Origin of the sequence: Arthrobacter sp. JZ12 (genome assembly GCF_035189165.1) — a bacterium.
Taxonomy (GTDB): domain Bacteria; phylum Actinomycetota; class Actinomycetes; order Actinomycetales; family Micrococcaceae; genus Arthrobacter_D.
In genome coordinates this window covers 2,684,745-2,698,163 of sequence record NZ_CP045246.1, presented here as the reverse complement: position 1 = coordinate 2,698,163, position 13,419 = coordinate 2,684,745, and the positions used below count along the sequence as shown (strand labels likewise).

Sequence of the window (13,419 nt, the reverse complement as noted above, 5' to 3'; positions counted from 1 at the left end):
TAGTAGTTCCGCCCAGCGCCAAACCAGTACCCTGAACTACTGTGAAGGTTCTTGTGATTGGCCCCGGAGGCCGCGAACACGCCATTGTCCGAGCGCTTCTGGCCGATCCCTTTGTCAGCGAGGTCCACGCGGCTCCCGGTAACGCCGGCATCGCCCAGGTGGTCCCCGTGCACAGCATCAACGCGAACGATCCCGCTGCCGTGACCGAACTGGCCCGGTCGCTCGGCTCTGACCTGGTTGTGGTCGGTCCGGAGGCACCGCTCGCCGCCGGGGTCGCGGACGCACTCATCGAAGCGGGCATCCCTGTTTTCGGTCCAACCAAGGCAGCCGCCCAGCTTGAGGCGTCGAAGGCGTTCGCCAAGCAGATCATGGCCGCGGCCGGCGTTCCCACCGCGATGGCCAAGGTTGCCTCCACCGCGGATGAAGCCGCCGAAGCCCTCGATGCTTTCGGCGCTCCGTACGTCGTGAAGGATGATGGGCTCGCCGCGGGCAAGGGCGTCGTGGTCACCTCTGACCGGGATGCCGCGCTGGAACACGCGCAGGCCTGCTTCGACGCGGGTGGCACCGTGGTCATCGAGGAGTACCTCGACGGGCCGGAGGTTTCCCTGTTTGTCCTGTCCGACGGCTCCACCGTTGTGCCGCTGGCCCCGGCGCAGGATTTCAAGCGCATCTTCGACAACGACGAAGGCCCCAATACCGGCGGCATGGGCGCGTATTCGCCGCTCGAGTGGGTGCCTGCCGGGCTGGTGGACGAGGTCATCGAGCGCGTGGCTCAGCCCACCATCGACGAGATGGCCCGCCGCGGCACCCCGTTCACGGGCGTGCTCTACTGCGGTCTCGCCCTCACCTCCCGCGGTCTGCGTGTCATTGAATTCAACGCCCGCTTCGGTGATCCCGAGACCCAGGCCGTGCTCGCACGCTTGAAGACACCTCTCGGCGGCGTCCTGCTTGCCGCTGCGAAGGGTGAGCTGGCGACCATCGACAACCTGCACTGGGCTTCGGAGACGGCCGTCGCCGTCGTGCTCGCCTCGGCCAACTACCCGGACACGCCGCGCACGGGTGACCCCATCCGTGGGCTGGAAGAGGCGGAGGCACTCGACGGCGTGCACGTGCTGCACGCCGGTACCGCGCTGAACGGGGACGGTGCCGTGGTTTCCTCCGGTGGGCGGGTTCTCGCCGTCGTCGGGCTCGGTGCGGATCTCGCCGAGGCGCGCGATAAAGCGTACGACGGCGTCAGCCGCCTTGCGTTGGAAGGCGGTCAGTACCGTACGGATATCGCCGCGCGGGCAGCCCGCGGTGAGATCGTCGTGTCGGCCGGCAGCGAGGCGTAGGGATGGCGCAGGAGATTCCCGGCTGGCGGCACATCTACTCCGGCAAGGTCCGCGACCTGTATGAACCGGAGTCGGGAGAAGACGACCGGGTACTGGTGGTAGCCAGCGACCGCATCAGCGCCTACGACTACGTCCTAACGAGCGAAATTCCCGACAAGGGACGTGTCCTGACGCAGCTGAGCCTGTGGTGGTTCGAGCAGCTGGGCGAGGTCCCCAACCACGTGATCTCGACCGACGTGCCGGCGGAAGTGGCCGGACGGGCGATGATCTGCAAGCGGCTGGAGATGTTCCCGGTCGAGTGCATCGCGCGCGGCTACCTCACCGGTTCCGGACTGAAGGAGTATCAGGCCACCCGTACGGTCTGCGAACTGCCGCTGCCCGAGGGCCTGGTGGACGGGTCACGGCTCGAGAAACCGCTGTTCACGCCGTCGGCCAAGGCAGAGGTAGGGGAGCACGACGAGAACATCACCTACGACGCCGTCGTCATGATGCTGGGCGACGACCTCGCTGCCAAGCTGAAGACGCTGACGCTGGACATCTACTCCCGCGCGGAGGCAATCGCCCGGGACCGCGGGATCATCCTGGCCGACACCAAGGTGGAGTTCGGGCTCTCGAACACCGGTGAGGTGACGTTGGGTGATGAGGTGCTGACCCCCGATTCCTCGCGGTTCTGGGATGCGGAGCTGTACTCGCCGGGCAAGGCGCAACCGTCCTTCGACAAGCAGTTTGTGCGCGACTGGCTGACGTCCGACGAATCCGGTTGGGACGGAAACTCCGAGCCGCCCGCGCTCCCTGCGGACGTGGTGGAGAAGACCCGCGCGCGGTACGTCGAAGCCTATGAGCGGCTGACGGGACGCACGTTCCTCTAGCGTCGGGCATTCGTTCAGAAACTAAAGAGAAGGTGCCTCCAGCCTGGAGGCACCTTCTCTGCATATTGGTCGGGGTGACAGGATTTGAACCTGCGGCCTCGTCGTCCCGAACGACGCGCGCTACCAAGCTGCGCCACACCCCGATTGCGCTTTCCGCTGCACTTCGGAAGAACCGATCCGCGAAAGCAACCTCTCAAGGATAACGGACAAATTCGCCGGTGACGAACCGGACCCGCTTGCGTCTAGACGAGCGAGTCCTGCCAGGCGGCATGCAGGGTGGCAAACCGTCCGTTCCCGTTGATCAGGTCCGCTGGCGTGCCATCTTCCACCACCGCGCCGTCGTGCACCACCAGCACCCGGTCGGCGATCTCCACCGTGGACAGGCGGTGCGCGATGATCAGCGCAGTCCGGTTGCCGAGGAGCTTCTGAAGGCCCTGCTGCACCAGCCGTTCGCTGGGAATGTCGAGCGACGACGTCGCCTCATCCAAAATCAGCACGGCGGGATCGGCAAGGAACGCACGGGCGAAGCTGATCAATTGCCGCTGGCCGGAGGACACCCGGCCGCCGCGCTTGTTGACGTCGGTGTCATAGCCCTCGGGCAGCGATTCGATGAAGTCATGCGCGCCCACGGCCTGCGCCGCAGCCACGATCTCCTCGCGGCTCGCTTCCGGCTTCCCGAGCGCAATGTTGTCCGCCACGCTACCGCTGAAGAGGAAGGCTTCCTGGGTGACCATGACGACGGCGCGGCGCAGGTCCTGCGGGGACAGCTTCCGCAGGTCCACGCCGTCGAGAGTGACGCTGCCCGAGGAGACGTCGTAAAACCGGGCGATCACCTTCGCCAGGGTGGATTTGCCGGCGCCGGTCTGGCCGACCAGCGCGACCGTCTGCCCAGCGGGGATCGTGAGGTCCATGCGCGGCAGGACAACGGGACCGTCCCCGTAACGGAACTCCACGCCGTCAAACGCTATCTCGCCCTTTGCGTGCTTCAGCGGCACTGGGTTCTTCGGCGGCCGCACGGTGGGCACTTCCTCGAGGAGGCCGGAGACCTTCTCGAGGGCGGCCGCTGCCGACTGGAAGGAGTTGTAGAACATGGCCATCTGGTCCACCGGCTGGAAGAAGCGCTTGCTGTAGAGCAGTAGAGCCAGCAACGCGCCGACCTCCAGCGAACCACCAAGTACCCGGAACCCTCCGACCAGAAGGACCACGGCCACCGTCACGTTGCCGATGAGCACCAGCCCGGGCTGGAAGACCCCGTTGAGGTTGATTGAACGGACCGTCACGCGCCGGTAGTCCTCGGCGAGCTGGTCGTAGCGCTCGGCGTTCACCTTCTCGCGGCGGAAGGCCTTCACGGCGCGGATGCCGGTCATCGTCTCGATGAAGTGGACGATGAGCTTCGCCGAGACCACTCGCGACGACCGGTAGGCGATCTGCGAGTGCTTCTGGTACCAGCGGGCCAGGAACGTCATTGGAACGGCGGCAACGAGGATCAGCAGGCCGGTTGGCCAGTCGAGCACAAAGATGGTGACGGCCGTAAAGATCATGTACATCAGACCCGATGCCAATGAGCTGACGCCCGAGTCCAGCAGTTCGCGCAGCGCCTCAAGGTCCGACGTCTGGCGCGAGATGATGCGCCCGGACGTGTACTTCTCGTGGAACTCAAGGCTGAGACGCTGCGTGTGGCGGAAAACCCGGAGGCGCAGGTCGAGCAGCATCTCCTGGCTCAACCGGGCAGCCGCGAGCACATAGCCGGACGTCAGGACCGCTGAGAGCACAGCCGCCAGCAGGTAGGTGATCCCGGTGGCCCACAGAAGCATCGAATCACCCTGCAGCAGCGAGGGGAGCGCGTGGTCGATCCCGAAAGCGATGATCGCAGGACCGGAAACCCGGGCGATCTGCGAGAACACCACCAGCAGTGCGGTCCAGATGAACTGCTTCCGGTTGGGCCGGATCAGCGAACCGAGCAGCCGGAAGGAACGGGCACGGACGGACTTGTTCTGGGCCCGGTCCAGCATCACCACGTCTTCGTTGTGGACTCCGGAAGAAACCCCGGACGACGGCGGCTCGCCGGACTTGCGACCCTTGCCTCGCTGTGGTGCGGTGCTCACGCGCGTGCCCCCTCGTCGTCGTGCTTCAGCTCTTCGAGTTCGCTGTCCAGGTCCACGGGCTCCTCGGTCAGGCTTGCGATGACGTAGCGGTAGTGGTCGCTGCGCGCCAGCAGTTCCGAGTGGGTTCCGACGTCGGCAATCTGGCCGTCCTCCATCAGCGCCACCCGGTCGGCGAGGGCAACGGTGGAGGGGCGGTGGGCGACGATGAGCGTGGTGGTGTCCTTCAGGACCTGGCGCAGCCGCTCCTCGACGAGTTCCTCGGTCCTGACATCCAGCGCGGAGAGGGGGTCGTCCAGCACGAGCACGTTCGGCTTGGCGGCAATCGCCCGGGCCAGAGCCACGCGCTGCCGTTGCCCGCCGGACAGGCTGAGCCCTTCTTCGCCGATGAGGGTGTCCACGCCGTCGGGGAGCGAGTAGACAAAGTGGGCCTGCGCCACGTCCAGGGCCTCTGTGAGGATGGCGGCGCCGTCGTTCTCCGAAGCCGGGTCCACGCCCATCATCACGTTCTCGCGTACCGAGTTGGAGAACAGGGTGGTCTCCTCGAACGCCACGGCAACGTGGCGTCGCAGCTCCTCGACGGTGAGGTCGCGGATGTCCACGCCGTCGATCCGGATCGAGCCGCCGGTAACGTCGTACAGCCTTGGCACGAGCTGAAGCAGGGTGCTCTTGCCGCATCCGGTGACGCCCACCAGGGCCATGGTCTCGCCGGCCTCGAGCGTGAGGTCGATCCCGTTGAGTACCCCAGGCGCTTCCTTGTCCGCGTCCGGGTAGCGGAAGGAGACGTCGTCGAACGTGACCCTGCCGTGAGGCTGGGCGAGCGTCCGGGGGTGCGGAGGATTCGTGATGGTGTTTTCGGACTCCATGACTTCGTAGTGGCGGTCGATCGCAGTCTTCGCCGTAAAGGTCATGGCAAGCAGTGGCCCAATGAACTCGACCCGCCCCGTGACCACGCCGGCGGTTGCGAAGAACGCAACCAGCCCGCCGATCGACACCTCACCGTTGACGGCAAGCAGGATCCCCACGACCAGCGAGGCGCCGAGCGCCAGCTCGGGCAGCAGCGTGACGATCAGCGAGAAGCTCGCCAGGCTCTTGGCCTTGTGAATCTCGGTCTGCCGCAGTTCTTCCGCCTGGTCGCTGAACGCATCCAGCGCCTCCCGGCTCCGGCCGAACGCCTTGAGCACGCGGATGCCGTGCACGGATTCCTCAACCGTCGTGGCGAGGTCACCGGCCTGGTCCTGGCTCTTGCGGGACACCCGGCTGTAGGAGGTCCGGAACCGGAAGCCGTAGATCATCACCGGAACGGCCGCGGCGAGGAAGATGACCGCAAGCGGCCAACTCATGAAGAACATGATTACGACGCCGGCCGTCACCGTCAGCGTGTCGACCACCAGCATGATGGCGCCGAACGCCATCCAGCGCCGCATGAGGTTGAGGTCCGACATGGCGCGGGACAGCAGCTGTCCGCTTCCCCAGCGGTCGTGGAAGGCGACGGCGAGGCCCTGAAGGTGCCGGTAGAAGGAGGTTCGCAGGTTGGTTTCGACCGTGGTGGCCGGGTTGATGACGAAGAAGCGGCGCAGGGCAACGAAGGCTGCCTCGAGGACACCCAGCAGCAACACGATGCCGGAAGCCAACCAGATCGTGGTTGCTTCGGTGCCTTCTGCAAGTGCGTCGTTGACGAGCACACGGAACACCTGCGGGATTGCCAGGACCATGATGCTGGCGCCGAGCGCGGCAAACAGGCCAAGCACCAACCGCGGAATGATCGGCTTGAGGTGCGGATACAGGCGGCCGAGGGATTGCCACAGGGTAGATTGCGTCGGCATGTTCTTCTCTCAGGGAGGAAAGGACCGGGAGAATCCGAAGTTGGTGTCCCCCAGCAACAATCCTAGGTGAGGGAAACGCGACGCGCTCAATAGAGGGCCTCAGTGGAGGCCGGCGGCTAGCGCGCGGTGAGTGTTAGCAGGACGGCCTCGGGGCGGCAGGCAAACCGCACTGGCGCGAAACGGGACGTTCCGATGCCGGCTGAAACGTTCAGCGGCACTACTGCGCCGTTGTTCTCCCACTGAGTGAGCCCGCGCGCCCGCCAGGTGGGCAGGTCGCAGTTGCTCACAAGTGCGCCGTAGCCCGGGATGCAGACCTGCCCACCATGGGTGTGGCCGGCGAGCATCAGGTGGGCGCCGCCGTCGCTAAATGCGTCCAGCACCCGCTGGTAGGGAGCGTGTGCCACTCCGATGCGGAGGTGGGGTGCTTCGTCTGCCGTGCTGCTTCCATTGGGGAAGCCGATGAACCGGTCCCGACCCAGGTGCGGGTCGTCGACTCCGCTGAAGTCGATACGAAGGCCGCGCAAAGCGACGGACTGGGACCGGTTGGTCAGGTCGAGCCACCCGGCTGAACCGAAGCGCGCGAACATCTGCTGCCACGGCAGTTCCTTCAGCGGCTTGTCGCCAAGGGAGGAAGGACCTGCGAAGTACTTGAACGGGTTCAGCAGCCGCGGCGCATAGTAGTCATTGGAGCCGGGGACAAACACCCCCGGGAAGTCCAGCAGCGGTTCCAGTGCGTCGAGCAGGGGACCAAGGGCCTTGGGGTGGCTTAGGTTGTCGCCGGTGTTGACCACGAGGTCCGGCTTCAACTCAGCCAATCCCTGCAGCCACGTCGCCTTGGCGGTCTGGCGCGGAACCATGTGGATGTCGGAGAGGTGGAGAATCTTCAGCGGACGGCTGCCCGGGGGGAGGATCGCCAGGGACTCGGTGCGGAGCCCGAACAGGTTACGTTCTACGAGTGCCGCATACCCGAGGGTTGCGACGCCGGCTGCTGCAGTGAGTCCGAGTGCGATTCCTGCGCCGGCCCGGGTGTCCGCTTTAGTTGTCCCCACGATCAGTTGCCGCCCCCGTTTCCGTTGCCGTTCCCGTTTCCATTGTTCCCAGTATTGTCCGGCGGTGTCACGGGCTGGGTGTTGCCGGTGCTGGGCGGCACGATCAACTGTGCATTGTTGTTGTTATTGCTGTTCCCGTTGTTGTTCGAGGGCTGGTCGGGGCGGCCGCCGCCGTTCATCATGTTTGAGGGCGGATCTGCAAACTCCTTGCCGCGGTAGGCGTCGGAGATCTGCGACATGTAGCGGGCCCAGGACGGAGCCGCAACGAAGGCGCCGTCGATCTCTTCGTAGATCCGCCCTCCAATTCGCAGTGCCGACAGCGAGGTGCTGTTTTCCTTCCAGTTGCCTACCCAACTGGCGGTTGCCATTGCCGAGTTGTAACCGAGGAACCAAGTCTGCGAACGGGCGTCGTTGGTGCCGGTCTTGCCGGCCATAGGGATATCCCCGAACTCCAGCAGCTGTCCGGAGCCCCTCTCAATCACTTCCCGAGTGGCTCGGTTGACACCACGCGCAAGCTCCTTGGAAATAGCCTGCTCGCACTTCTGTTCGGGTACCGGGTAAGTGGTGCCGTCGACCGCAGTGACCTCGGACAGCGCACGAGGCTCACAGGTGAGACCCTCTGCTCCCAGAGCTGCGAAAGCCGTAGCCATGGACATGGGCGATACCTCGCTACCGCCACCAATCAGGGCGGAGGGCTGAACCTGCAGCGGGGCGTATTCGCCACCGGAACTCTTGCCGTCATGTACGCCGAGCTTCGACGCAATCTCGAAGGGCTTGCAAAGGTCCACCTGCTTGGCGGTGTACATGGTCACAGTGTTGTAGGACTGCGCCAGTCCCTCCAGCACGCTGTAGTTGCCGTAGTTGGTGTCGCCGTAGTTCTGGGGCTCGTAGCCGTCCGCGTCCGGTAGGACGTATTCGCCGCCTGGAAGGCAGCTTGCCTTCCAGGTCTCACCCTGGGGGTAGCGCTTCTTGCTTCCGTCGACGACGGTATTCAGGCCCCGTCCATCTTCGAGCCATGCAGCTACGGTGAACGGCTTGAACGTCGATCCGGGCTGGTACCCGCCGAGGCCGCCGAGCGGCCGGTTGGGGTCACCGCCCGCGTACTGGTCAACGTTGAAGTTCTGCACTGAGTCACCGCCGGTCTCACCCGGCATGTAACGGGTGTTCTGGGCCATGACCAGGATGTTTCCGGTGCCGGGCTGGAGGCTCACCATCGAGTGGCCGACTGCGGGGTCGGTGGTCTCACGGTTGGCGGTCTCGTTGATCGCCGTCTGCGCAGCGGCCTGCGCGCGGGCATCCAGGGTGGTCTTGATGGTGAGGCCGCCACGGTAGAGCAGCTTCTCGCGGTCCTCGCGCGTCTCGCCGAAGGCGGCGTCATTGAGGATGAGGTGGGTGACATAGTCACAGAAGTACGGCGCTTGCTCCGCACCGACGCAGCCATTGAGGACGGGCGTGATGTTCAGTCCGAGATCTGAGGCGACCGCGGCGTCGTGCTCTTCCTGGGTGATCTTGCCGGTATCGAGCATGCGGTTGATCACCAGGTTGCGGCGCTCCAGCGCGCGCTCCGGGTAGAGCTCCGGGCTGTAGAAAGTGGGCCCGTTGACCACGCCGGCCAGCAGTGCTGCCTGCTGGATGTTCAGGTCCTTGGCCTCGACATTGAAGAAGTACTTGGACGCGGCCTGCACACCGTAGGTGTTGCCGGTGAACGGAACGATGTTCAGGTAGCCGGCGAGGATTTCATCCTTGCTCAGCTCCTTTTCGACGGCGATCGCCAGCTTGGCCTCACGCAGCTTGTCGCCCAGCGTCTTCTGGCCGCTGAAGGTAACGTCTCCGCCGCTCTGCATGCTCGCATCGATGAGCACGTTGTTGACGTATTGCTGCGTGATGGTGGAGGCACCGCGCGTAGTGTCGCTGCTGATGTTGCTGATGGCCGCACTGATGATGCCCTGCAGGTCCACGCCGCCGTGGTTGTAGAACTGGTCGTCCTCAATAGCGATGAGGGCATCGGTCATGTTCTCGGAGACCTGTTCCAGCGTCACGGGCTGGCGGTTCTCCTCATACAGGGTTGCGATCAACGAGCCGTCGGAGGCGACGATCTTGGACGGCTGAGCAAGCGCTCCGCGCTCGAGCTCGGCCGGAAGGTTCTCGAAGAACTGAATCGACGCTGAGGCGCCGGTGCCGGCAGCGGCTGCAACGGGCACCAGAAGGCCCGCGGCGAGCACCCCACTCAGTGCGCTGATTCCAAGAAATGCAATGATTTTCCCCAAGGTGGTTGCCGTGTCAAAGAATGGGGATTTACGTGCAGCCATGCACTCCAGTTTACTAGCACACGCTAACCTGTGAGTCATGACCAAATGGGAGTACGCCACAATTCCGCTCATCATCCACGCCACCAAGCAGATTCTCGACCAGTGGGGCGAGGACGGCTGGGAACTTGTCCAGGTTGTTCCCGGTCCTGACGGCAACGGACTGGTGGCCTACCTCAAGCGGGAGAAAAACGCATCGTGACCAGCACCAATGAAGCAGTCTCGGCCGTCGAGCGCAGGCTCCTGGATCTCGGGATTGCCCTGCCCGAGGTAGCGGCACCCGTGGCCGCCTACATTCCCGCCGTAGTTTCCGGCAGCCACGTCTTCACCTCCGGGCAACTGCCGTTTATTAATGGCGAACTCCCAGCAACGGGCAACGTCGGCAGTGACGTCTCACCCGAGCAGGCCAAGGAATACGCGGCAACGTGTGCCGTCAACGCGCTGGCGGCGGTGAAGTCGCAGATCGGCGACCTGGACCGCATAAGCCGGATCGTCAAGGTCGTGGGCTTCGTTGCCTCGGACCCGTCCTTTACAGGCCAGCCGGCTGTAATCAATGGTGCGTCGGAACTGCTCGGCGAGGTATTCGGTGAGGCAGGCGCCCACGCACGTTCCGCCGTCGGCGTGGCCGTACTACCATTGAACGCGCCGGTTGAAGTCGAAATAATCGCGGAGTTTGTCTAGTTTCGTGAAGCGTTCAAGCACCAGGTTCTTCCCCGTACGGGAGGAGCATCAGGGCGCCGCCCGCAGTTGGATCGATCATGGTGAGCGCACTCCCATGAAACCCCGGCCGGCGGCGTCCGTTGTCCTTATCCGCGACGCCCCCATCGGCACCGAGGTCTACCTTTCCTATCGGCGGGGGGACTCGCCGCTGGGCGTCGTCGCCTTCCCCGGCGGCAGCGTTGAGGAGCAAGACGACGATCCGATCACCTGGTTCGGCCCCACGCCCGCCCAGTGGGCAGCGGCGCTTGCCACCGAAGACCACCACGTCGCGCGCAGGTTCGTCGTCGCAGCGATCCGCGAATTGTTCGAGGAAACCGGAGTCCTTCTTGCCGGGCCCGATGCTTCCAGCCTGGTGGAGGGGACAAAGCATCCGGAATGGATGAAGGCCCGCGAAGCAATTGCGGCAGGTGACAAGACGTTCGCGGAGATTCTGGCCAAGCGCGGGTTGGGGCTAAGGACTGACCTCATCAAGCCGCTTTCGGCCTGGCTGAGCCCTGACTTCGCCCACCGGCGCTTCGATACCCGGTACTTCGCCGCTGCGCAGCCCGTCAACCAGGAGCCCACCCTGCTGGAGAGCAAGGGCGTCTGGGGCGAATGGCGATGGTCGGCGGAAGAAGTGCGGCAGCGGCACACCACCGCCCTTGGCGACCATATCGGCCAGCCCAACACCAAGGGGCGAACGCTCGAGGAACTCACGGTTCCCGCCGTCGAGCTCATTCTGGAAAAGATCGGGTCCTCGCGCGGGTGCATTGCCTACCTGTCCCACAAGCGGCCTATGAAGGTGTACTCGCCGCGGCTCGTGGAAGTGGACGGTGAGCCGCAGGTGGAGGTCGAGTGCTCCACCGCCACGGAAGGTTCCGAACAGCGCGGCCGCTAGCCGCCGTCGTTCTTGGGACAGCCGTTCCCGGATAGCAGAAAAGCCTCGCGTTAGGGATTGACCGCTAACGCGAGGCTTTTTTGCTATCGCCTCCGGCGCACTCTTGTGCCGGAGAGATCAGCGGCTGCGCTGGCGCAGGCGCTGAATGTCCAGAATGACGACGGCGCGGGCCTCCAGGCGCAGCCAGCCGCGCTGTACGAACTCCGCCAGGGCCTTGTTCACGGTTTCACGCGAAGCACCGACCAGCTGGGCCAGTTCTTCCTGCGTCAGTTCGTGCGCAACGAGGATGCCGTCCGTCGCCGGGCGTCCGAAGCGGTCGGCGAGATCGAGCAGCGCCTTGGCGACGCGTCCGGGAACGTCCGAGAATACAAGGTCAGCCAGCGACTCGTTGGTGCGGCGGAGCCTGCGGGCCAGCGCCTGCAGGAGCTGCGCCGAAACCTCGGGGCGGGTCTCCAACAGTGCGCGGAGGTTCTCGTTCTTCAGACCGGCCAGACGGGTCTCCGAAACAGCAGTGGCCGTTGCAGTGCGCGGGCTGGGGTCGAACAGCGCCATCTCACCGAACAGTTCGCCGGGGCCAAGGATGGCCAGCAGGTTCTCGCGTCCGTCCTGTGCGGTGCGGCCCAGCTTGATCTTGCCGGAGACGATGAAGTAGAGCTGGTCGCCCTGGTCGCCCTCCCGGAAAACCGACGCGCCGCGCGAAAGGTCCACCTCCGTGAGTTCGTCGGTGAGGGCGGCGAACACCTCATCGCCCAGCGAAGCGAACAGGGGCGCCCTGCGCAGTACCTCGATATCCATGAAAGCTCCTCTTTCGTAATGCAAGTTCAACTATTCCAATCTTTTCCCATCTTGCCGTACGTGACGGACATGTGACACCAGATATACGCGTGTTCGCGCACGGCTACGGCAGATGGGCTCCCGGGGAACTGTCAGCACCGCCACGTAGAATCAGGCGAAAGCAGGGAAGTGCGGTGCTTCCTGAAAGGGGAGTGGCGTGTTCGGTCTGACCGTCCTGGACATCATCCTCCTTCTGGTGCTGTTCGGATACCTTGTCGCCGGCCTGAAGAACGGATTTCTTGTCACGCTCGGCGGAATCATCGGTTTCGCAGCCGGCGCCGTCGCGGCCTTCTTCGCCATACCGCTTGTGAGCAGCTGGGTTCCGGACAACGGCTGGCGGCTGCCTGCGGTGATCGCGACTGCGCTGCTGCTCGTCGTCCTGGGTCAGGCACTGGGCGCCGGGCTCGGCCGCGCGCTCAGCTCCAGGACAGGTTCAGCGCCGGTAAGAGCCATCGACAGGTTACTTGGTGGAGTTACCAACGTGCTGGTGGCGGCGCTTGTGCTCGCAATGCTCGCCTTCAGCATCAGCACCATGGGCGTTCCGTTCCTTTCCCAGTCCATCGCCTCCTCGAGGGTCATTAACAGCATCGACACAATGACGCCGTCGCCCGTGCGTTCGTGGATGGCGGAGATCCGGTCCATCGCGGTGGCAGACGGCATTCCCACCCTCCTGGAAGGGGTGGCGCCGGCTGCCCCCGTGCCGGTGCCCGACGCGTCGGTGGACACACCGGAACTGGCCACAGCGTCGCAGTCCGTCCTTCGGATTGCAGGGACCGCCTACCAGTGCGGACAGAACCAGACCGGCTCAGGTTTCGTCGTCGCACCCGGAAAGGTGGTCACCAACGCCCACGTGGTAGCAGGCGTGAACCAGCCCGTCGTCGAGCTTCCCGGAGCCGGCGCCATGCCCGGCCGTGTGGTGTACTTCGACACCGTCAAGGACATCGCCGTCATTGCGGTGGACGGCCTGGATCGGCAGCCCATCGCGCTGGGCGAGGATCTGACCGCAGGGGATACCGCAGCTTTCGCCGGCTACCCTGCGGGTGGACCCTTCCAGATCCAACCCGCGAGCGTCCAGGGCCGGTCCGACGTGCTGGTCGAAAACATCTACGGAGCGGACCCGACGGCCACCGACGTGTACACCCTCGCGGCCAACGTGCAGCAGGGAAACTCGGGAGGTCCGTTGCTGGACATGCAGGGCAGGGTGGCAGGTCTGATCTTCGCCAAGTCCACCTCGGACGTTCCAGTGGGCTACGCCCTGACCCTCGCCGAACTCCGCCCCGCCGTGGAGCAGGCAGATGCCCTGACCGAAACGGTCTCAGCCGGACAGTGCACCCGGCGCTGAGCAGGTGAACAGCTCCTTAACCAAATCGTGATGGCTTGCTGACTGGAAATACTCCACGCGGCAATCCCGGGAGTTAGGCTCATCACACACGAGGCTGTGTGCGTGTGTAAACACGGGAACCCGTGCGCCGCGCGGACGCACGAACGTCCACCAGGTATCAGAC

Annotated in this window: 11 protein-coding genes and 1 tRNA gene; 6 read left to right on the top strand and 6 right to left on the bottom strand. The window is 64.8% G+C overall.

Translation table 11 applies throughout. The features are described 5' to 3' along the window. Window positions 1-41: 41 nt before the first annotated feature. Window positions 42-1,331 carry a phosphoribosylamine--glycine ligase gene (gene purD / locus GC088_RS12505; RefSeq protein ID WP_323959316.1) on the top strand — a complete coding sequence of 430 codons (1,290 nt, stop codon included), beginning with the start codon at window positions 42-44 and terminating at the stop codon, window positions 1,329-1,331. A 2-nt stretch (window positions 1,332-1,333) separates the two neighbouring features. Beyond that, the gene (locus tag GC088_RS12500; RefSeq protein WP_323959315.1) at window positions 1,334-2,200 is read left to right on the top strand and encodes a phosphoribosylaminoimidazolesuccinocarboxamide synthase; all 867 of its coding nucleotides are present in this window, start codon (window positions 1,334-1,336) and stop codon (window positions 2,198-2,200) included. Between the two features lie 66 nt (window positions 2,201-2,266). Here the strand turns inward: GC088_RS12500 and GC088_RS12495 are convergent. The 5 genes from GC088_RS12495 to GC088_RS12475 form a co-directional block, all read right to left on the bottom strand. Further along, window positions 2,267-2,343, bottom strand: a tRNA-Pro gene (locus GC088_RS12495). A gap of 99 nt (window positions 2,344-2,442) precedes the next feature. Continuing rightward, entirely contained in the window at window positions 2,443-4,212 is a 1,770-nt protein-coding gene (locus GC088_RS12490) for an ABC transporter ATP-binding protein (RefSeq protein ID WP_323962069.1), read from the bottom strand. An 89-nt stretch (window positions 4,213-4,301) separates the two neighbouring features. Further along, window positions 4,302-6,128, bottom strand: a complete 1,827-nt coding sequence (locus GC088_RS12485) for an ABC transporter ATP-binding protein (RefSeq protein ID WP_323959314.1) — start codon at window positions 6,126-6,128, stop codon at window positions 4,302-4,304. Between the two features lie 116 nt (window positions 6,129-6,244). Beyond that, window positions 6,245-7,177 carry a metallophosphoesterase gene (locus GC088_RS12480; RefSeq protein ID WP_323959313.1) on the bottom strand — a complete coding sequence of 311 codons (933 nt, stop codon included), beginning with the start codon at window positions 7,175-7,177 and terminating at the stop codon, window positions 6,245-6,247. 2 nt (window positions 7,178-7,179) lie between these two features. Beyond that, window positions 7,180-9,486 carry a transglycosylase domain-containing protein gene (locus GC088_RS12475; protein ID WP_323959312.1) on the bottom strand — a complete coding sequence of 769 codons (2,307 nt, stop codon included), beginning with the start codon at window positions 9,484-9,486 and terminating at the stop codon, window positions 7,180-7,182. A gap of 37 nt (window positions 9,487-9,523) precedes the next feature. Here GC088_RS12475 and GC088_RS12470 point away from each other — a divergent pair, with 37 nt between their 5' ends. The 3 genes from GC088_RS12470 to GC088_RS12460 are packed head-to-tail and all read left to right on the top strand — an operon-like array spanning window position 9,524 to window position 11,080. Beyond that, window positions 9,524-9,685 carry a Sp36 family protein gene (locus GC088_RS12470; RefSeq protein ID WP_090584370.1) on the top strand — a complete coding sequence of 54 codons (162 nt, stop codon included), beginning with the start codon at window positions 9,524-9,526 and terminating at the stop codon, window positions 9,683-9,685. Further along, window positions 9,682-10,164, top strand: a complete 483-nt coding sequence (locus tag GC088_RS12465) for a RidA family protein (RefSeq protein WP_323959311.1) — start codon at window positions 9,682-9,684, stop codon at window positions 10,162-10,164. Before GC088_RS12470 ends, GC088_RS12465 begins: the two co-directional genes overlap by 4 nt. Window positions 10,165-10,168: 4 nt before the next feature. Next, entirely contained in the window at window positions 10,169-11,080 is a 912-nt protein-coding gene (locus tag GC088_RS12460; protein WP_323959310.1) for an NUDIX hydrolase, read from the top strand. A 117-nt stretch (window positions 11,081-11,197) separates the two neighbouring features. On the opposite strand, the gene GC088_RS12455 is transcribed toward GC088_RS12460, so the two are convergent. Beyond that, complete coding sequence (locus tag GC088_RS12455) at window positions 11,198-11,875, bottom strand: Crp/Fnr family transcriptional regulator (RefSeq protein WP_026544229.1); 678 nt, start codon at window positions 11,873-11,875, stop codon at window positions 11,198-11,200. A gap of 196 nt (window positions 11,876-12,071) precedes the next feature. Between GC088_RS12455 and GC088_RS12450 the strand changes: the two genes are divergently transcribed. Further along, complete coding sequence (locus tag GC088_RS12450) at window positions 12,072-13,256, top strand: MarP family serine protease (RefSeq protein ID WP_323959309.1); 1,185 nt, start codon at window positions 12,072-12,074, stop codon at window positions 13,254-13,256. The last annotated feature ends 163 nt before the right edge of the window (window positions 13,257-13,419 follow it).